Below are 17,946 nucleotides of genomic sequence, written 5' to 3' on the forward strand. Positions count from 1 at the left end.
ATCATTATCCTGTTATATTTAAGTTAAGCTCATGAGCCAGGTGGCGCATGGCAACTTCGGACGCTTCTACCATAATTGCCAGCGCAGTAGGGGAGGTCGCATTAAACGTACTGAGTATAAAATGCTTACCTGGGATGTTACGACCCGCACCGGGGCGGCGGTAAGTTGCATTGACAAAGCGGCGGTCACGTCTAAGCCGGGCTCCACTACCTAAACCAATTGATTGTCTTGCAGCGGCTGCACCGGTATTGTGGGCACTGCCAGTATTACGACCATTTTCAACAAATTTTCCATACCAGGCACCACTGGTATCGTCACGTTTTTTACCGGGTTTAATTTTTAAATAAACACCTACGTTGCCATTTCTGCGAATCGTATGTATTTTTGAGTCTCTAACTTTGATGGCTTTTTTCATCCTGCCCGATTTTACAGGTGCCGCAGAGCGGACAGCTTTGAGCATATAATTGGCACCTTTACGCATAGCCAAGCGGGTCACACGCTCACCCAAGCGTTTATTAAACTGAAATAATGCGCGTTGGATTTCAGCGATGCCGCGAATACGAACACTAAAATCAGTCATAGTTTTATTAAATTTTTGGCAATAAAAAACCCCAATTAAGGGGTTGGGTTTGTTTGAATTTGTTTATCCGTCCTTGGATTTTTGGTTAAATAGTAACAATCACATCAACACAGCCCATGCCACATTCCCACGCGCCAAATGATATACACTTGCATCTGACACGCTGGATAGGCTTTCTGATGTTGTGAGGGCTGTGAAGGTTTCTGTGAGGAGGGTCATAATCTGATTAAATTCACTTCGGGTATGTAAATAGTCGCTGAACTTCCCGCCATTAATATTATTTGCACAGATACATACGCAAATCTAATTGGATTGCCGGTTGGCTGTATTAATGTAATTTCAGGTGATCTAAGGACACCAGCTCTCGGTATGTATTTACCCGGATAGCCAGAACCGGGATTACCCATTGTGTTGTCATATTTAGGGAATAGAGCTACCCCATATGCCTCAGCAACCGTATTTGATACGCCAACTAGATAAGCTCCAGCGGCTACTTCAATACTTCCAGATAAGCTCTTTATTTCATAAGATAAATCCGCTTGAAATATATCACCTGCTGCCGGTAGTTTTTTCCATACCCATAGAACAGTCCCGTCCAATACTGATTGCCCGTAGTTGGATTCTGATGTAGGCAATGGAACAGTTCCAGTAGTTGTGACACCTGATTTTATACATTGCCAAAATCCTGTAGTAAAGCCAGTTGCTCTAACATTATCTCCTAACTTCATTGCTGTAGACTGTGACCAGCCTTTAGCGCCATTGATATACCCATACTGAGTACCAGCTAAAGTGTTTGCCGAACATCCAAAATCTAAGGTAATTGATGCTTGATCTGAGGGCGCATTAACTATTGTAATTAGTGTTCCACCAAATGTATGGTCTTCTTCCCCAGAGGCAATGTATGGTGCAATAGTTACTGTATTTGTGCCACCTACCCACGTACCTTTTGTTGTTGCAATAGATACCGAATCAGGCCCACCAGCTACCGTAATTCCAGAACCAGCATAAAAGTTATTTGCACCACTAGCATTGTTTCCAGATAACCGTGGATTTGGTAGGTACTGCCTATCTGATCTTTGGTTAAGATGTATGTAGGTAGGTGAAACAAGGTTTTTAATTGACCTCGCTACCTGAATACCCATTACTTTTGCGCCTGATGTATTTGGGTGTACGCCATCAGTAGTAAATTCACTCTGGAATAAACCTGTTGATGGGTCAGCAAGTATGCTATCAGTATTTACATAAATTGCATTATCCAATAGTGCTATATAACCAGCTAACCATGATAGTAATTGTTGGCGCTTAATTACACCTAAAGCGGTAGGGTTGGTAGTAGAGTTGGGTGAATTACTTGGGCTAGGTGATAGCACTACTACAGTTTTTCCAGCACTTAACGTAGTCTCTATGATATAGATATAATCAAGAATCATCTGCTCTATCAAATAAGAGTCATCTGAGTAATCGTTAGGGCCGGGTTCAAATATTAGTAAGTCAAAATTATCAAAATTTGCTGCAACATCAGAAGCGTACCTAGCTCGCATTTGCCAAACTTTGTTACCACCAACACCTTTATTAATTAGTTTACCAAATGGAAACTTTAACGCAGCAGACATCCAGAACGCCCAGCCATTTGAGTTGTATAGCTCTGTGTTTGGTTGAGGGGTAGAATCGGTAGTACGTAATGAGGCTGAGGTCATGTTTGTTATTGATGTTCCTAATAACAATATATTTTTAGCTATATTGCTATTACCACCAACCTCACTCCCCTCCAAAAACATCCTCTTCCCAACTCTCTCTGCGCCGATGTTGGTTAGCTCGGCGATTGAGGTGCGGGGAGTTATGGTTTCAGGCACTGGTTCTGCTAAAAAATAAGTGAGTGCATCGGTTTCCGGAAATTTAAGCATTTCCCCTTCAGACAGCGCTCGATTGACTGCATTGCTATCACTATCAGCGATTTTACCCGTGACTAATTGTGCGGCTGTTGTGTCATTAATCGCAACTAAATCACCGGCTGCATAAGGTACTCCGGAAAGTGTGTATTTTTGTAATAGTCTAACGGTAGTAGTCATGATTAGTTCCGGTTAAAATTTCGGATTAATATAAGTTGGTTGATCAACATCTCGATATCAACAATACCAAGCAGCTCAGCAATTAAAGGCAAGGCCGCCCAATCGATTTCACCGCCCAACATATCCCAGGCTTTTATTGCCAATTCAAAATCGGTAGGCGGTGGTTTTTGGTCTATTGGCAGATTGCTGGACTCTATCCAGCGCTGGGCTTTCCCAGGCTTGATGCAACCTGTTCTTGATGTGCTGAATAAGCAGTTAAGATCGCGTCAGTTAGTGGCGACCAAAAATCTGGATGATCAGCTACCCACTCTATAAATAATTCACTATCGAACGGCACCGGTACCGGATTACCGCCGGGAATAATATCCAGCTCATGAACACCCAACCAGTCAACAACAAACTGTGCCATGATATCGCCCTGCTTTAGAATCTGGCTACGCAGGTTGACTACTTCAAGATCGGTAGGCCTACGGATAGTAAATGTAAATTTACCTGCTTGTACTTCCGTTTCGCGTGATTTTTTTAGCTTTGCGATGAGAGACGTCATAATTAAGACGCGTAATACGTGGGTAAACCAGCAGCGCTGATGTTTGATGATGTTTTCAAAACCTCTTGTGCGGCACCAGCAGGTACGCCAGTGTGTCCAACATAGCCGGTAAATACCATAACCGTGCCACCAACGCCAAAAGTAAATTTAAACGCGGTAAGTATTTGAGAGTCTGAGGCGGCTTTTAATGCCAACTGTCCGGCATCTGCAACGTCCCACAAATGTTTCACATCCATCGAGATTGGCGAGGCCGAGCCAGGTATTTCAGACTTTAAGCTGGTGTGGATAGTTGTCGTATCAAGCTTGGAAAATTCACCACCCGTCAACGTTACTTCTGCCATAGTAGTTATTGAGGTGCCGAAAGTGATTTTTTGTGCAGATCCCGAGGTGAATGTGTCAAACAATAACGTACTGATACCAACGCCAGTGCCGACATCTTCAAGCTGGAAGGATACGGTAGTTGCAATGGCGACAACGCGAAATACCCGGCCTTGCAACTGACTCATGCCCTGAACAGCCAGCACGACATAATCACCATTAACAAAATCATGGGTACACGTAACAATACCAGGGGCGGCTTTACTGATTACAGTGATAGATTTTGAAATACCCAACGCAGATTGCATAGCAACAGCAACGTTGCTCATTTTTTTGATAGCCATAATAATCCTTAAATTTTAGGGTTTAATTAGTTTAAATTAGGTTAAATTCGGTAGAAAAATAATTGAGGTGATACGTCAATGTGACTACATGTAATTCAGGCTCATCTTCTGCAACTTTGAAATCAGTGGCCACCAATTGCATAGCGCTAGATTTATCAGGTTGGCTTAGAATTGCTTCGACGGCTAAGGCGAAATTATCCATATCAATTTCGGCTTTTTCATCGTCCGTAGTGCCACGCACCCAAATATTTACTGAGACGTTTTGTGTCCGTTCTTGGGGTCGTGGTGAGCGCTGAAATGTCAGGTATTCAACGGTTTCTGACTCGCTATATAAAGTAATGCAGGGGTATGAATTGCGTACCGGACCAATACGCTGAATCCACACACCGGCAAAATCTGGCAGGGCTTGCAGTTGGGTGCGGAGTGACTCAAGATTTGCACGGCGGATATGCATTATATTTCCGTGATCTCGTAATTTTTAACAATATGAGCAAGGTGGTTAAGGTCAGCATCTTTAGCTGTTGCAAGTATCTCCAATGATATGCTTACCGGTTTGTTTGGCAGGATAGTAATAACTGCACTGGATATATTTTTATCTTTAACACCAAGAGCACTCAACAGGTCGGTTCCCAGAAAATTATTCATTAGAAATACCCACGCATATCAATATAATTGTCCAATAGCTGTTTTGCAGCGTTGGGAATGGTAAATGGTCGTACTACACCCTCTATACTGCTTTGGAAAACTTCCCACTGACCAACAATGAATCGCAACGCATCTTTAATCGCTTCAGGGACATTAGCAGCATCGCCATAGCCACAAATGTATTCAACTTCGACAGAATTTAACTGATTTCTTACTGTAGGCCATACGGTTCCAAAACTGGGAACGATGCAATTGCCAACTAGATCCACTAAATATAGGGCGGGATTTAGGGTTTGCTGTATGCCATTTATATCGAGATACTTAATATAGCTGACTGACTGGGCTTTACCGCGTAGCTTTATCGCATTGTAATCAGTATGGCCAACACCAAAAGCAATCAGAGATCGATCGCCAGGGAAATCGGTAGCATAACTACCCCATGTTTGGGTAATAAATGCCCGACGTGTGTATTCTTCAGCCCACTGCCGGGCGCTGGTAACACGTCCGGTAATGATAAGGTCACGCGAGGTATCAGCAGCTTGGGTTATCCCCAAATGCCCGCGCATTTCTGCGAGAGAAATCGGTTCAGCAACAGGCGGTATTTTATTGATATCTATCATAGTTATGGTGCTATCCCGCAATTAGACTGTACAAACTGCCGGCACGATTCCGCATAAACTGCTATTGTGTCGGCGCGATTGGTTTCGTGCTGGAGAAAGTTTGTAAATTCTGCTGAAAGTTCGCTTGGATCGGAGTCGTGGGTTGCTTCAGGTTCTTTGGAACTTGAATTTTTTGGCAGTCTGTCTGGACAACGCTTAGGTTTGCCGGGGTCGTGCAGCCGAGTAGCAGCCAACAAAACAGCATTAGCAGCGACAGATTTACTGTTTTTAATAGCAAGATCCTCATTTCTTTGTAGTTCAATGGTAGCTTGAGCGGTTGCTTTAGTGATTTTATCTGTAGACTCATTAATAATTCGCCTTGCTGATTCTGCTTGTACAGCATTGTTGGATTCCAGAGTGATAATGGTTTTTTGGCTGACTTTCCAAGCTGATCCATACCCCACGGCAAAAGCGAGCAGAACTAAAGCGATAATGGCATACATATCAATCCTTAATCATTACGCCTAAGCCACCAGCTACACCAGCGCCCAAGATAAGTAACTCTGTTACAGATTTACCCATAACGACCATGGGTATCCCGATTAGGGCGACAATTACCCAAACCAACCCACGTTGGGTTGATGATTGCGACCAGTCGATTTTCACAGCTCAATGACGCTTGCGTTTTCAGATAACGCATAAGCCACAGCATCTTCTGCAATATCAACGATGCCGGATTCTACCAGCGTTTCAGCAAGCACTGAATCTAGCGCAACTACACGATTGCAGGGGAGTTTTACGCCACCAATTTCAACGTCTGAGAGCACCCGTACATTAACGATTTTGCTAACAACTGTGGTATCGGGGTTATCTACTGAATCAGCTGCTTCTTGGGTATTTTTAGCCATGATGATTTCCAGAATAAAATAAAAAAAGGGCGGTAGTTAGCCGCCCAGGTAAATAGTTTTTACGTTGCTGAATGTTGATACAGTTTGATTGCATTGGTATCCAACAAGTTGCCGCCGGTACGTGCCCAGCCCAAGAAGCCAACCTGCGCTTTTTTCATGTAAGCAGAATCATCAAACCTAAACAGTGATACATCTAACGCGTCACGAATCAAATAGTTGTTAAATTGACCAAATGCCAGTGATTTTGCATTAGCGGCGGGTACTGCCATGTCATTATTAATACAAACATCATAGCCAGCCAACTGATCAGCGCTACGACCAGTAATACCAGTATCATAAGAGGGTATCCATATTGGTCGTCCCGCAGTATCTTTCAATTTACGTAAAACTTTCCGGGTAGTTTGGTTGAACATCCAGCAAGAACGAACACCGTTTTCTTGGTAAGCCACATCAAGGCCATCCAGCATGTCGATTAAATCGTCATAGTTTATGGTCAGTGTTTGGCCAGTAGTGCCTATTTTTGCGACTGAGGATACGCCGACAAAGCCTTGAGGCTGGCCAGCACCGGTACCGACCGTATAAGCGGTATTGGAGACGCGGCCGATACGGGTAACCATGCGATTAAAAACCAGCGCTTGGATATCAAGCAAAGAATCTTGCAATAATTCAATCGGAATTGCGACTACTTTTGATGAAGCCTTAAAAACATTTAAGCCGACTGTTCCAAAATTGACATCCTGATCAGTGGCAGAAGCATTTTGTGCAACCCACTCGCCAGTTTCACCGGTACCATCGGTTGTTGGATAAGAGAAATCATTGCCGCTGGACGTTGTGATTTGTGAAGCTTCACGGCGCATAAAGCCGAACTCTTTCAGCGTATCAATAAAGGTGCTCGCAACTTCTGCCTGCACCGTATAGCCACCTTGAGAACCGGTTGTAGTGCTCATGGTATTACGGATCAGCAACGCTTCTTCATTACTTTGTTCTTTAAAGCTTTTACGCATGAAGATATCGACGCTACGAGCAGCATCACTGATACCCTTTTTATCTTTTTTAAACTGATCAAGATCATCAAAATTAGCTTCTGAAGATTCCTCTTGGTTACGTTTGTAGGCGGCAATCTGGGATTTAGTCAGGTCGGCCTCATCCATAAAGCCATCGAATTTTGTTTGATCATCCTTGTTCCAGACTTGATCACCTTTTTTGGCCAAAACATCGTTGGCTTGGTTGACAAAATGGTTGTGTTTTTCGCGTAGGGCTTGCAATGAAGGCATGGTTTTTCCTGAATTTTTAGCAAAAAAAAGACCACTGATAAGGTGGCCTGTTGGTATGGGTAATAAGTTGTTAGGGATTAATAAGCGCCTGCATCATACGAAGCCGGTTTTGGTTTTCTTGTATCAATGGATCGGGCTCATTGGGTTCGGGTACCGGGGCATTGGCATAGGCTGACAAGTCCCAATCAATTTTGTTTTTTGGTGTAACGGGCGCCAAACCGGTAACGAAGCCAGCATCAACCGCTTCTTGTCCATACCAATAGGTTTCAGCGGCCATCCAGTCTTTGATTTGTTGCTCGCTTTGCCCGGTTTTAGCCAGGTAATCATTAACCAATGTTTGATCAGTGCGTGACAATAGATCTGCCATCGCTGCAAAATCAGTGGCATTACCGGCTGCCATTGTCCAGGCATTGTGAATCATGAACATGGCACCATCGGCAATGTATGCCTGATCGGCGGCAATGACTAAAAAGGTAGCGGCGCTGGCTGCATAGCCGTCAATGTAGGCAGTAACTTGACTTGGATGTTCTTTAATTGCTTGAGCCATGGCACGGGCGGCAAAGACATCACCGCCTGGAGAGTTAATGCGCAGATTAATGTTAGGGGCCGTGATTGCAGCCAACTCTTTAGCGAATGCCAGGGCAGTAATACCACCCCAATAATCGTCTGAAGTAATGGCGTCATATAAATAAAGCGTAGCCGTATCGCCAGCTACTTCATTTTTAAAGTAGCCCTTGCCTTTATTTTTAGCCAGTAGTTTAAGTAGCTGTGGGGTCATTAGTCGTGCCTTTTAGTTGTCCTGATTGAATAACATTATCAAAGTCGGCGTTATCATCTGCCGGCATGTTCTTTATTTTTCTGACTTCGTTAACAGTCATCCAGCCTTGTGAGCCCGGACCGCCAACTGCCTTGCTGAAATAAGCAGCTTGTGAAGCGGCGTCCCCTTCCAGGAAGGCATCCAAGTTAAACTCACAAAAATACGGGGTATTTTTAAACAGCTTGCGGTTAATCTCTTGGGTAAACCGGGCGATATGGCCGCGTAGCGTGTACTTGGTAAACCCTAAGTTAAGCTGTTCCAGACTGGAGCCTGCCCAACCAGCAGTAGAATCTTGTGCCCCGATTAGTTGAGGGGGGACACCAAAGGCCATGCAGACATCGATAACGCTGAATTTTCGGGTTTCCAATAATTGTGAATCTTCCGGGGTCATGTTAAGCGGGGTTACTTTTAAACCACCCTGTAAAACCAGAGGCTTAAACCGGTTGCCAACACCTCGGTGCTGGGCATCAATTGCTTCACGTGTAGCAACGGTTTGATCTTTGGTTAATGTGCCTTCTGTAGCCAGTACATAATCAGGACGGGCATTGTTGCCAAAGAATTCGGCACTGTATTGACTGGCAGCCAAGGCAATACCGACACCGGTACGGGCTGCATGTTGAATGACAGACATGCCATGGAAACCATTGAAGCTAAAGCCCGGAAAATGCAACACGTCACTTTGATCAAGCACATAGGTTTGGCCATTGGTTTTGGTTACCCGGTACTTGAGATAACTGCCTTCTTGATATATCCAAACCGCAGCACGATTGAGCGGAACAATTTTTGCTATGCCTGGATTAGTATCGCTTTTGCTAAATGGTCTTACAATTTCTGCAAGACCATCGCCGCGCAGTAGCATCATGGTGATCATGCACTCCCAAAAACTGGAGGCGGTCCAGGCAGGTGCAGGTTCAGTGTTTAAAAAATCCCAGTATTTATGATCGACACGTTGCCGCCCTTCCGGAGTTTTTTCATAGATGTGTTTGGGCAGGCTGGCAATAACAGCAATCTTTTCAATGCATGAATAAACAGCACTGACTGACATGGCACTGTTATCAGTAACTGCTATCCCGGCAGGTGATGACGGCAGGTTGAAAAAATCGGTACCGCTATCAGCTGTTTGATACACGGACGTTGAATTTTGGACAGTTGGGAGCGCCCAATCATTCGCAGTTAATTCCCGCGTGTGAATGCTGTGTCGTTTTAATCTGCCCATATATCTACGATGCCTGCTGTGTGTGTTTCTTCGCCAAGTGAGGCCCGCGCAATTGCCATGATGATCGCAACCGCTGCATCAATCTTGCTGATTTTGCTTTCTTTGTCGGGCATTAACCCGCCGTTTGAATATTCTTTGCCGAGTACATTGGCGATGCACCAATTAGTAACAAGATTGCCGTCATGATGAATACGTCCAGCGGCCAAGGCAGCTTCAACTTCTCGCATACCAGGACCTAAATTACTGCCATGCTGTTTAATTTCGACGGGCATAAGACCGGCTTCCGCCAGATCACGGGCGATTAAAAAGGCATAATGCGGATCATGTGGCACTTCGACAATATCAAAGCCGGCTTCTTTCATACCAATGATTTCATCAGAGATAATTCTAAAATCCATTTCGGCATCACCGCCAATCCATAGGTCTTGAGAATTTACCCACTTACTGTACAGCTCTTGCAATTGTGGAGCCTCATCATTGATGATCGTCTCTTCCGGCAGATAGTTTTTGGTAAATATGTAGTAGTGTTTCAGGCCATCAATATCCCGCCTGAATACTTTGGCAATGCTTGATATATCCCAGATCTTGGCAAGATCGACGCCAACAAAACAGGCATCATCTTTAAAGTCATTGATATTAAGTGTGGTATCGCCACATTCTACCCAACGCTGGGCGTTAAAGTAGGCGGACTTTGCCCAGCACCACACGTTTAAATGTTTTGTCTTAAAGGCATTTTGCTTGCTGCTGTTTTGCGTTGCGTATTTTTGCGCTGCTTTCAGGAAGTCTGAGCCGACTGACACCCCCCAATTAGGATTGGCTTTTACCAGGCTAGCTTCATCGGTCCATAAATCATCTTTATCTATGCCGTAAATAATGCCAAACACCTCATCATTATCAACAGAACTGTTTAATACCCGCTCGACATCTTTTTCCAATTGATAGCAGGGCCCACTGATGTTTGATCCAGCAGTAGTAATGACTAGTATCAACCCTTGCTCACGCGAGCCCATGCCGGTATCCATCGTATCGTAAAGATCTGATGTTAAATGTTCATGGTATTCATCAACAATCGCACAGGATGGACTTGAGCCATCACCAGGCTTACCAATGATGGGTTCAAATCGTGAGTTGTTTCGGGCTTCAATGCTTTTGGCATTTATTCTGATGCCGAAGTTAAGCCGCAAACTGGGCGACTTTTCAATCATTAGTTTGGCAGGGCGGAATACTTCCCACGCCTGCTTCTCGCAAGTTGCCCCGCAGTAAACTTCAGCGCCATGTTCGTTATCGGCAGTCAGCATGTAATTGGCTATTGCAGCGGCCAAGATGCTTTTACCGTTTTTACGCGGCACCTTGATGTAAACTTTTCTAAATCGCCGTAGCCCGGTTTCTTTGTCAATCCAGCCAAAGATATTGGCTATGATAAATTTTTGCCAGGGCTCAAGAATAATGCGTTGCTTCTTGGCTGCCCACTTGCCTTTTACATGCGGCAGTTTCTCAATAAATGAAATGACACGAACAGCAAGTGCATGGCTAAATTCAAATTCAAAATCTTCCGCACGATCAAGGTCGGATATAAAGCGCGTGCAGGCTTGCATCTCAGTGAGGCAAGCAGGTTTTTCGCCACTGATAACTGCATTGGCATACTCAAAAACATCAACAATGTGCGGATGAAATTCAGCATTAACTAAACTCTGCGAACTCATCGACGAGGTTGTTTTGTATTGAGGTGATTAAAGATTTTTCATCGGATGGCGTGAGGCCAAAACAGCTGGTTAGCCTGGACAGTTTACGCCAGTCGTCATTAAGCTGTGCTACCTCTGGTCGGCTTTTAATTTGCGCGCCATTACGGCCAATGATCTTGTAGGTCTCACCTTCGTCCGCCAACATTTTGCGCATCTCTGCAATTCTTGCCAGCAGATAACAATACTCACCAAAGGCGTCAACGTAGTGCGGCTTCAGGCGGTTCAAAACCATTAGTTCGGGTGCTAAACGATCCCAAACAATGCCGGCTGCCTTAGGTAATACCGGCTTTAATTTTGCAGTCATGGCAATTTGTTCAGATGTAGCTTGAGTGCTCCCCGGCAGATAATGCACGTTGGAGAGTTCTGGTTTACGTCCGGCCATAAATTTACTGCTTATTGATTAAAACCCAAAGGGCTTTCTCTATTCAAAACCCCATGCGTAAAAATAAAGCTTGGGGCGGGCAAAGGGGCAAAAGGCTATTTAGAGATTATATAGCCCCGCCTTAATTTTTGTCATATTTATCATATTTTTCGTAAAATATTGCATATTTGTTATATTTATGCATAATATGACATATAATTGTTATATTTATCTGGTTTTCTTGCGTTCTTTGTTAGTTTTGGCGCTATGACAGGGTGTACATAAAGATTGTACGTTTTCTCTGTCAAGTGCCGCGCCGCCAATGCTGATTGGTGTGATGTGATCGACAACTGACGCTGCAACCAGCTTACCAAGTAGCTTACATTTACAGCATCGCGGTGAGCTATCCAGCTGGGCTCTACGTAGTTGCTTCCACGTGGCCCGCTGATAGAACCGGTTACGTTCTTTGTACTCTTCAGTGACCTGTGCTTTGCTGATCTTATGTCGTGCTGAGTCAGTAACTGCAATGACTTTATGTGTATCGCAATAACCAGGCTTATCCAACAATTCTCTACAATGAAAGACACGGCATGGATGCTTGGCTGTCCTAGCCATTAGCGGTGATGTGCGTTTGATTCGCGGACAACTGATACCAGCTCACGAATAACATTATTGGTTTCAACTTGCCGGTCATCAACCAGGCGTGTTTGCTCACGATAGGCAACGATCCATTCTTGACGCTCGGCCTTGTGCTCCTTAACCAAGAACCAAATGAACGCAAACAATGCGGCAATGACCAGCCCGGATAGGCCGAACTGACCCCATGAATCTATGTGATCAATCGGCATTAAAACAATCCTTTAGGCATAAAAAAACCGCGTCCTGATTGCTCAGTCGCGGTTACTCTGTATTGTGGGAAATTATGTACTAACTCTGTGCTGTTGTCCAATTATTATTATGTAGTGATAGCTTTATTCGTATTGAGCTTTCGATATCATAAAGAAATGCCAAGGCATGGACTAACTTCTCTTTATAGCACCGATGAAACACAGAATTATCAACACCAACAGCTCTGGCCATGGCAACTGTAGACTCATGCCCTAATCCGCTACCACTGCAGCTTAAACATACCTTATTCAACTTACGACCAACACCATTGCATTTCCTGCACCGGCACGGTGACAGTGCTTCATGAGTAGCAATGTCAGCCAGTATAGATAATTGTGATGGCCTGATCTTCCACTTGCCTTTAAGTGCCATACTGGCTATCTGGTTACGGGTAGCAATAAGGACGATACCAACAGACTCATCATCGCCCATGTACTTCGCTTGCACATAACCCATCTCAAGCGCTGTAAATCCTGACATGTCACCAGCAGCTTCAATACCCATTAGTTTGTTTGCTGCACTTGAGTGACCGCCCGTAGCTTCTGGATTAATGGTACCTGCTGTTAACGATCCTATTTGCTCAACGTTCATGTTGTTTATCCTTATGCAGTCAAAAAGAAATTGGCCCGGTTAATCCAGCCGTTTAAAAATACCGATTGAGTGGCATCTTTATCAACGATGGCTCGATAGTATTCTTTGCGTGCCAGGCAGATATTCCGCAATACCTCATGCTTGTAAACATTACAGGCAATGACAGCGGATTGCCTGGTGCGTGGGCCAATGTGGCCATCGATAGTGATAGGTGTGCCCAGCTTGTGAATAACGCGCTGTAACAACTTGATCGCATTAATCGGCCCCATGTTGACGGCCATATCAAACACCACTGGCTGAAGCAATTCAGGAAGCCCATCAATACCCGGTGCGTAATAATAATCGGCTTCATAAATTTCAGCTGCCTCAGACTTGCTTAACAGCTTTACGTCATAAGCCTCAAGATCATGGCCACGATGTGCGCTTAAGGTCTTTAGTGTGATGCCGTACTTGGTAGGGCCACCCTTATCAGCAGGATGATTCACATAGCCGCCTTCATGGTTGCCGATCAAGTCAGCTATCAATGTTTCAATGCTCATTTCTTTTCCCTAACCTAGTTCAAAATAATCAATTTTATCTGACCTGAAGAATCTTCTTTCTCGCCTAACAACCCATCCCATATCTTGAATTTTATAATTAACATACCGGAGCTCTAAGCTGGTGGGTTCTTTAATACCTAAGCTATCAAGTAACTCAGGCATTGAAAACCCATCCTCTGCATCACTCAATGTAATTTTCTTTAATCTACTATCTATTAACTTGAAATTTGGCCCAACATCTTTAAAATTCTTCATTTTTTAACTCCGTTATCAAAATTCATTCCCCGACCAAACAGACCGGATTCAATTGTTTCACCAGACTCCAGCACTACCGACATGGCAGCCATCTTGCCAAAGGCTTTGCTCATATCAGATAACCAAGCAGCAGCTTCAGGTGCTTCAGCTTTAATTACTTCCCACTGTTGGCGCTTTTCATTCATAGTTTCTGTATTTATAAGTATATGCAGAGTGTGCAAGGTTATGTGCAGGGTTAATTTTCTTATAACTACTTGATTATTAAAATATGTGCAGGGTGTGCATGGTGTGCAGGGTATAAAACTTGTGGGAAATAGCAAAAACAGTCGTCGCACATGCGCACGTACACGGGCGAGTAGCGCAACCCCTGCACACCCTGCACAAGCCACGTCACGTATGGTTTTAAACCCTGCACATGTACCCTGCACCCCCTGCACCCCCTGCACATCAATTGGAAGCAGCATTACGACCCCGATACAAACCTAAAAGCCCTGTAAATTCATCGACATAACTGCCAAGCCAACCGCTTTCCGTCTTACCTTCCGGTATTGATATGCATAATTCAGGGAAAATAAATGTCTTTGGGTAGGGTACTGATGATGACTTTGATACATACCGACAGCGCTTACGTGTACAGTGCAGGCGCTTTAGCATCATATCAACCATCTTGACCAGGCTACCGGGCTTAACGCCCTGCTTGCCACACCAAACCTTATACAGCTCATAAAAATCCTCACTCAATACCGGAGGCAACGGTACTGGTTGACCATACCCCGACTCACCCTTAAGGGGTTTAACATTAAACCCGTCAATCATCCCATCACCCCACTCCTCATAAAACCGGTTGATCGTATCTTTTGAGAGATCAATCAAATCTTTCTTTGCAACCGTCATTGGTGGCGGGGTATGCTCGTTAAAGTCACCCAGGTCTACATGCAACAGGAAGTCATGAAACGCAGCTACACCGCCGTTATTCTTCTCTTTAGCGACTATCTGATAAAAATCGGGGGTTAGTTTTTCAGGTGTCCAGATCACCGCGTGCCGTCGATCATCTTCTTCAAGCACAACAGGCATTCTCTCGTTTGACAAGAACACCAAATTAACGTGATTACGTTCTTCATACGCCATCAGGTTCTTTGGGTTGATTCGAATCCAGTCACCGGTAATAAATGACTTCAATTTATTTTTTACATGATATAAATCCGAGCGCGCAACGACTTCATCCGCAATCAAAAACAGCTTTTTCGATGCCCAGTCATTAAACCGGTCTTCAATGGCGTCCTGCCCGATAATGCGACCATAACTGCCATAAATCTCCATGACAATTTCAAACACTAAATTCTTACCAGTTCCCTGCGGTCCATGGACTACCAAGGTAGATTTCATTTTTGCACCGGGATGTTGAATGGGGTAAGCCAACCAACAAATAACCCAGTCATACAATATCTGCGCAGTTTCCGAATCCTCACCACCGCACATATACTTGATCAATCTCAATAACTGGCTGCAATCCCCCGCTATCGGTACTGTTGGCCAACCACCCCATAGATTGCAGGTAATCTTGCTATCCTTTTCACCAGGATCGAAACCGACATTATCAATACCAACAATCTTGCGAACACTGGATGATTGCCATTGCTTGGCATAATCACGAGAGATACAGGCATCAATCATGTCAGTCTGTTTCAACATGATACGTTTTTGAAAATCGAATACCGTCCCGCCATGGCCATAAATCAGCGCATAACGCTCCAATAACTCAACCGCACTGGATATAGGTACAAAGGCAGGGGGTAACTCATCGTCCGGCTTTTCAGCAGTCAACAAAGGTTTGGCTTTAGCGCGGATATATTCAGCCAAGGCTTCAGCTTTTAAACCATCATCAATCGCGTCAGCAATATCCCATCCACTTACCCGCTCACCCGGCTTGGGTATTGCCATCATCCAGACCCGACAACCTAAACCAACTAACACATCGGCAATCTGGTTAGCAGCTTTGATGCCCGGCTGATCAAGCTCAGGTAGCAACAGCCCGGCCTTATCTTTTTGTGCATCACAGTCAGGCCAGATAATCACCTTACGGCCAGCCAGCGGTGCCCAGTCAATCTTACCAACAGCTTTACTACCACCCGGCCATGTTAAACACGCCAGTTCGGGTAGTTGTTCAGCAGCGGCATCGGCGCATTTCTCACCTTCAGTAATTAATACCGTTGCCATTGGCTTTGCTGTTAAACGCTCTAGCCCGTATAAATAGCGAGGTTCTTTAAAACCCATCCAATGCCATTCTTCTTTGCCATTAAATAGGTTTCTGCACCAGGTTAACGGCAATACCTCTTTTCCACCGGCAGAGGTTCTAAAGCGGAACATGTAACCAATGACCGTCCCGTTAAAATTTCGGTACGCCCATACGGTTTCAGGAAGGCCGCGAACCAAATGCGCTTTTGGTGGTTCCGGTGCATCGATAGGCGGTAGCATTGCCACCCATGATGATTGCTGTTTTTTGGGCTTTTCGGGTTTAGGCGCAGCGGCTTTATTATCCAGACCTAACAGCTCCCCAAGTTCTTTTGCCGCCGCACCTTGGTCGTTGTTATGAAACAGATAGGCATACAGTGATATCGGATCAGAGCCACTATCACCGCTGGCAAAATCAGACCAGATGCCTTTGATGGTATTAATTGAAAATGAACCGGCATGGCTATCGTTGCGGGCAGGATTAACTGAAGCATACTCGGCGCCGGACTTCTTGCCATCTGGTAGCCATTGGCGGCAATACGATTCAAAATTACTCAGTAACGCGGCATTGATACCCGCAAAATTGATTTTTTTGGTATGCGTTTTCATGCGGCTATAAACTCGGCAACAACCAAATCAACATCAATCAGAAAATCTTCAATCGTAAAATCATTATCAACATAGCGGTCACTCTCATGATCTTTAATACCTGCCTCGCTAATATGGCTATCACTGGCTATCAAGTCCCCCCGATCCACATGAATTATCAAGTCGCCCATGTCCCTGATCATCTTGGCTTCGTTCTCAAAGCGGATATCATCAAACACGATAAGCTTGGCAGCTTCACCAACCAGACGTTTACTCATAGCCATAACCCAAATATCAGGATGAATTAATTGCCTACCCCACTCAGTACCTAAGGTTTGCATTAAATGGCGAGATGAAACGCCCAGTTCGGGAATGATAACTTCTTTGTGCTCAGTCAGCAGCTGGTCAACGTAATGCGTTGGCAAGCCAAAACCTTGCATTAAAAACCACGCAATATCTTTAATGGGTTGAGCGAATGACAGCTTGGTAAAACCGTTATCGACTAAATGTTCAGCAGCGGTTGATTTACCGGATTGTTTTAAACCGGCAAAACCTATGATTGTTTTATTCAGGCTCATTTTATTATTCTTGATTGGTTAAAAAGAGCTCCGGTAATTACTCCGGAGCTATCGAGTTGATACAACCTGTAAATCATTTATATAGCCCGGTCATTGCTCTATACGTAAAATCGCTTCCAGCAATAAATTACTGAATCGCTGTAATTCACTCACTACCCTGTCAACGACCGTTAATACCCCAAACAGTACATAAATTGCTGTAATCATCAAAAAACCAATGACTGCCCAGCAATCCCAAATAACCAAACCTATTTTTTTAATCATCATTGCTACTGCCGCATACATCATTAATAAACGTCCAAAGTGCCCACACAAAAACGATATAGACAGTGACTGATAAAAGGGTTACCTGAATGATGGTCATATTTATTTCTTCAATTTGAATACAAACAAGATTAAAACCTGATAAATACAAGATTATTTCTTATATATCTGCTATTTTTCCAATATCTTGAAGCCAAGCACATCATTCAGTAATCTTGCTTCATCTTCTTTTTTAGAAAGAAATTCATCTATTAATTTATGCACAAACTCCGAGTTAGAAATGTCCGCCGCATCAGCAAATCTAATGATTTTCTGTTTGGTAGAAACGCTCATAGAGACGGGGATATTTACGCCTTTCTTCTCGGGATGTTCAGCCATGGTTATTTCCCAAAAATATCGGGGCGAATTTCTTCGCGGGGTATGCCGGTTAGAGATTCAGCTTTTTTAGCAAGAGATAGGTTCATTTTTCTCTTTCCAGACCTACACATAGAAATGTAAGGCTGAGTTACCCCAAGAGCCAAAGCCAAGGCCGTATTACTACCGTTGAAATATGCTATTAATTTTTCCATAGCCCTTATGATAACCGATTGT

General features: G+C 44.2%; 25 protein-coding genes. All 25 read right to left on the minus strand.

What is annotated here, in order from left to right; genetic code table 11:
- Positions 1 to 4 precede the first annotated feature (4 nt).
- Positions 5 to 580: an HK97-gp10 family putative phage morphogenesis protein gene (locus tag KKZ03_RS19430; RefSeq protein ID WP_243218399.1), complete on the minus strand. Its 576-nt coding sequence runs from the start codon at positions 578 to 580 to the stop codon at positions 5 to 7.
- A gap of 215 nt (positions 581 to 795) precedes the next feature.
- Positions 796 to 2,649, minus strand: coding sequence for a GDSL-type esterase/lipase family protein (locus KKZ03_RS19435; RefSeq protein WP_243218400.1), 1,854 nt, complete (start codon positions 2,647 to 2,649; stop codon positions 796 to 798).
- A 193-nt stretch (positions 2,650 to 2,842) separates the two neighbouring features.
- Entirely contained in the window at positions 2,843 to 3,196 is a 354-nt protein-coding gene (locus KKZ03_RS19440) for a hypothetical protein (RefSeq protein ID WP_243218401.1), read from the minus strand.
- A 2-nt stretch (positions 3,197 to 3,198) separates the two neighbouring features.
- A complete protein-coding gene (locus KKZ03_RS19445) occupies positions 3,199 to 3,858 on the minus strand; it encodes a phage tail tube protein (RefSeq protein WP_243218402.1) in 660 nt (219 codons plus the stop codon).
- 31 nt (positions 3,859 to 3,889) lie between these two features.
- The gene (locus KKZ03_RS19450) at positions 3,890 to 4,312 is read right to left on the minus strand and encodes a hypothetical protein (protein ID WP_243218403.1); all 423 of its coding nucleotides are present in this window, start codon (positions 4,310 to 4,312) and stop codon (positions 3,890 to 3,892) included.
- Positions 4,312 to 4,503 carry a hypothetical protein gene (locus KKZ03_RS19455; RefSeq protein WP_243218404.1) on the minus strand — a complete coding sequence of 64 codons (192 nt, stop codon included), beginning with the start codon at positions 4,501 to 4,503 and terminating at the stop codon, positions 4,312 to 4,314. The genes KKZ03_RS19450 and KKZ03_RS19455 overlap by 1 nt, the downstream gene beginning before the upstream one ends.
- Positions 4,503 to 5,123: a phage head-tail connector protein gene (locus tag KKZ03_RS19460; protein ID WP_243218405.1), complete on the minus strand. Its 621-nt coding sequence runs from the start codon at positions 5,121 to 5,123 to the stop codon at positions 4,503 to 4,505. The genes KKZ03_RS19455 and KKZ03_RS19460 overlap by 1 nt, the downstream gene beginning before the upstream one ends.
- Before the next feature lie 2 nt (positions 5,124 to 5,125).
- Positions 5,126 to 5,605, minus strand: a complete 480-nt coding sequence (locus KKZ03_RS19465; protein WP_243218406.1) for a hypothetical protein — start codon at positions 5,603 to 5,605, stop codon at positions 5,126 to 5,128.
- Positions 5,606 to 5,764: 159 nt separating this feature from the next.
- A complete protein-coding gene (locus tag KKZ03_RS19470) occupies positions 5,765 to 6,010 on the minus strand; it encodes a hypothetical protein (RefSeq protein WP_243218407.1) in 246 nt (81 codons plus the stop codon).
- 59 nt (positions 6,011 to 6,069) lie between these two features.
- A complete protein-coding gene (locus KKZ03_RS19475; RefSeq protein WP_243218408.1) occupies positions 6,070 to 7,284 on the minus strand; it encodes a phage major capsid protein in 1,215 nt (404 codons plus the stop codon).
- A gap of 70 nt (positions 7,285 to 7,354) precedes the next feature.
- Positions 7,355 to 8,062, minus strand: coding sequence for a head maturation protease, ClpP-related (locus KKZ03_RS19480; RefSeq protein ID WP_243218409.1), 708 nt, complete (start codon positions 8,060 to 8,062; stop codon positions 7,355 to 7,357).
- A complete protein-coding gene (locus KKZ03_RS19485) occupies positions 8,043 to 9,317 on the minus strand; it encodes a phage portal protein (protein ID WP_243218410.1) in 1,275 nt (424 codons plus the stop codon). The genes KKZ03_RS19480 and KKZ03_RS19485 overlap by 20 nt, the downstream gene beginning before the upstream one ends.
- Positions 9,305 to 11,020: a terminase large subunit gene (locus KKZ03_RS19490; RefSeq protein WP_243218411.1), complete on the minus strand. Its 1,716-nt coding sequence runs from the start codon at positions 11,018 to 11,020 to the stop codon at positions 9,305 to 9,307. The genes KKZ03_RS19485 and KKZ03_RS19490 overlap by 13 nt, the downstream gene beginning before the upstream one ends.
- A complete protein-coding gene (locus KKZ03_RS19495) occupies positions 10,998 to 11,441 on the minus strand; it encodes a P27 family phage terminase small subunit (protein ID WP_243218412.1) in 444 nt (147 codons plus the stop codon). Before KKZ03_RS19495 ends, KKZ03_RS19490 begins: the two co-directional genes overlap by 23 nt.
- A gap of 207 nt (positions 11,442 to 11,648) precedes the next feature.
- Positions 11,649 to 11,984 (minus strand): HNH endonuclease, encoded by a 336-nt coding sequence (locus KKZ03_RS19500; RefSeq protein ID WP_243218413.1) that lies wholly within the window; start codon positions 11,982 to 11,984, stop codon positions 11,649 to 11,651.
- Between the two features lie 50 nt (positions 11,985 to 12,034).
- Positions 12,035 to 12,268: a hypothetical protein gene (locus KKZ03_RS19505; protein WP_243218414.1), complete on the minus strand. Its 234-nt coding sequence runs from the start codon at positions 12,266 to 12,268 to the stop codon at positions 12,035 to 12,037.
- Positions 12,269 to 12,347: 79 nt separating this feature from the next.
- On the minus strand, positions 12,348 to 12,899 hold the full coding sequence (locus KKZ03_RS19510) for a hypothetical protein (protein WP_243218415.1): 552 nt from the start codon (positions 12,897 to 12,899) through the stop codon (positions 12,348 to 12,350).
- Positions 12,900 to 12,910: 11 nt separating this feature from the next.
- On the minus strand, positions 12,911 to 13,438 hold the full coding sequence (locus tag KKZ03_RS19515; protein WP_243218416.1) for a glycoside hydrolase family 108 protein: 528 nt from the start codon (positions 13,436 to 13,438) through the stop codon (positions 12,911 to 12,913).
- A gap of 9 nt (positions 13,439 to 13,447) precedes the next feature.
- Positions 13,448 to 13,693, minus strand: coding sequence for a hypothetical protein (locus KKZ03_RS19520; RefSeq protein ID WP_243218417.1), 246 nt, complete (start codon positions 13,691 to 13,693; stop codon positions 13,448 to 13,450).
- Positions 13,690 to 13,878 carry a hypothetical protein gene (locus KKZ03_RS19525; RefSeq protein ID WP_243218418.1) on the minus strand — a complete coding sequence of 63 codons (189 nt, stop codon included), beginning with the start codon at positions 13,876 to 13,878 and terminating at the stop codon, positions 13,690 to 13,692. The genes KKZ03_RS19520 and KKZ03_RS19525 overlap by 4 nt, the downstream gene beginning before the upstream one ends.
- 262 nt (positions 13,879 to 14,140) lie before the next feature.
- Entirely contained in the window at positions 14,141 to 16,534 is a 2,394-nt protein-coding gene (locus KKZ03_RS19530; RefSeq protein WP_243218419.1) for a DUF5906 domain-containing protein, read from the minus strand.
- A complete protein-coding gene (locus KKZ03_RS19535; protein WP_243218420.1) occupies positions 16,531 to 17,091 on the minus strand; it encodes a hypothetical protein in 561 nt (186 codons plus the stop codon). The genes KKZ03_RS19530 and KKZ03_RS19535 overlap by 4 nt, the downstream gene beginning before the upstream one ends.
- Before the next feature lie 90 nt (positions 17,092 to 17,181).
- Positions 17,182 to 17,358: a hypothetical protein gene (locus KKZ03_RS19540; RefSeq protein ID WP_243218421.1), complete on the minus strand. Its 177-nt coding sequence runs from the start codon at positions 17,356 to 17,358 to the stop codon at positions 17,182 to 17,184.
- 168 nt (positions 17,359 to 17,526) lie between these two features.
- Positions 17,527 to 17,733 carry a hypothetical protein gene (locus KKZ03_RS19545; protein ID WP_243218422.1) on the minus strand — a complete coding sequence of 69 codons (207 nt, stop codon included), beginning with the start codon at positions 17,731 to 17,733 and terminating at the stop codon, positions 17,527 to 17,529.
- Between the two features lie 2 nt (positions 17,734 to 17,735).
- A complete protein-coding gene (locus KKZ03_RS19550) occupies positions 17,736 to 17,924 on the minus strand; it encodes a helix-turn-helix domain-containing protein (protein ID WP_243218423.1) in 189 nt (62 codons plus the stop codon).
- Positions 17,925 to 17,946: the final 22 nt, after the last annotated feature.

The sequence above is a fragment of the Methylobacter sp. S3L5C genome, from assembly GCF_022788635.1.
Lineage (GTDB): Bacteria > Pseudomonadota > Gammaproteobacteria > Methylococcales > Methylomonadaceae > Methylobacter_C.

Bases quoted from the DNA above. Each gene is read 5' to 3' on its own strand.
- KKZ03_RS19475 (WP_243218408.1), bottom strand. From the start codon at position 7,284: ATGCCTTCATTGCAAGCCCTACGCGAAAAACACAACCATTTTGTCAAC.
- KKZ03_RS19490 (WP_243218411.1), bottom strand. From the start codon at position 11,020: ATGAGTTCGCAGAGTTTAGTTAATGCTGAATTTCATCCGCACATTGTT.
- KKZ03_RS19540 (WP_243218421.1), bottom strand. From the start codon at position 17,358: ATGATGATTAAAAAAATAGGTTTGGTTATTTGGGATTGCTGGGCAGTC.
- KKZ03_RS19450 (WP_243218403.1), bottom strand. From the start codon at position 4,312: ATGCATATCCGCCGTGCAAATCTTGAGTCACTCCGCACCCAACTGCAA.
- KKZ03_RS19430 (WP_243218399.1), bottom strand. From the start codon at position 580: ATGACTGATTTTAGTGTTCGTATTCGCGGCATCGCTGAAATCCAACGC.
- KKZ03_RS19480 (WP_243218409.1), bottom strand. From the start codon at position 8,062: ATGACCCCACAGCTACTTAAACTACTGGCTAAAAATAAAGGCAAGGGC.
- KKZ03_RS19530 (WP_243218419.1), bottom strand. From the start codon at position 16,534: ATGAAAACGCATACCAAAAAAATCAATTTTGCGGGTATCAATGCCGCG.
- KKZ03_RS19550 (WP_243218423.1), bottom strand. From the start codon at position 17,924: ATGGAAAAATTAATAGCATATTTCAACGGTAGTAATACGGCCTTGGCT.
- KKZ03_RS19545 (WP_243218422.1), bottom strand. From the start codon at position 17,733: ATGGCTGAACATCCCGAGAAGAAAGGCGTAAATATCCCCGTCTCTATG.
- KKZ03_RS19510 (WP_243218415.1), bottom strand. From the start codon at position 12,899: ATGAACGTTGAGCAAATAGGATCGTTAACAGCAGGTACCATTAATCCA.
- KKZ03_RS19460 (WP_243218405.1), bottom strand. From the start codon at position 5,123: ATGATAGATATCAATAAAATACCGCCTGTTGCTGAACCGATTTCTCTC.
- KKZ03_RS19465 (WP_243218406.1), bottom strand. From the start codon at position 5,605: ATGTATGCCATTATCGCTTTAGTTCTGCTCGCTTTTGCCGTGGGGTAT.
- KKZ03_RS19495 (WP_243218412.1), bottom strand. From the start codon at position 11,441: ATGGCCGGACGTAAACCAGAACTCTCCAACGTGCATTATCTGCCGGGG.
- KKZ03_RS19505 (WP_243218414.1), bottom strand. From the start codon at position 12,268: ATGCCGATTGATCACATAGATTCATGGGGTCAGTTCGGCCTATCCGGG.
- KKZ03_RS19435 (WP_243218400.1), bottom strand. From the start codon at position 2,649: ATGACTACTACCGTTAGACTATTACAAAAATACACACTTTCCGGAGTA.
- KKZ03_RS19525 (WP_243218418.1), bottom strand. From the start codon at position 13,878: ATGAATGAAAAGCGCCAACAGTGGGAAGTAATTAAAGCTGAAGCACCT.
- KKZ03_RS19485 (WP_243218410.1), bottom strand. From the start codon at position 9,317: ATGGGCAGATTAAAACGACACAGCATTCACACGCGGGAATTAACTGCG.
- KKZ03_RS19535 (WP_243218420.1), bottom strand. From the start codon at position 17,091: ATGAGCCTGAATAAAACAATCATAGGTTTTGCCGGTTTAAAACAATCC.
- KKZ03_RS19455 (WP_243218404.1), bottom strand. From the start codon at position 4,503: ATGAATAATTTTCTGGGAACCGACCTGTTGAGTGCTCTTGGTGTTAAA.
- KKZ03_RS19445 (WP_243218402.1), bottom strand. From the start codon at position 3,858: ATGGCTATCAAAAAAATGAGCAACGTTGCTGTTGCTATGCAATCTGCG.
- KKZ03_RS19515 (WP_243218416.1), bottom strand. From the start codon at position 13,438: ATGAGCATTGAAACATTGATAGCTGACTTGATCGGCAACCATGAAGGC.
- KKZ03_RS19470 (WP_243218407.1), bottom strand. From the start codon at position 6,010: ATGGCTAAAAATACCCAAGAAGCAGCTGATTCAGTAGATAACCCCGAT.
- KKZ03_RS19520 (WP_243218417.1), bottom strand. From the start codon at position 13,693: ATGAAGAATTTTAAAGATGTTGGGCCAAATTTCAAGTTAATAGATAGT.
- KKZ03_RS19440 (WP_243218401.1), bottom strand. From the start codon at position 3,196: ATGACGTCTCTCATCGCAAAGCTAAAAAAATCACGCGAAACGGAAGTA.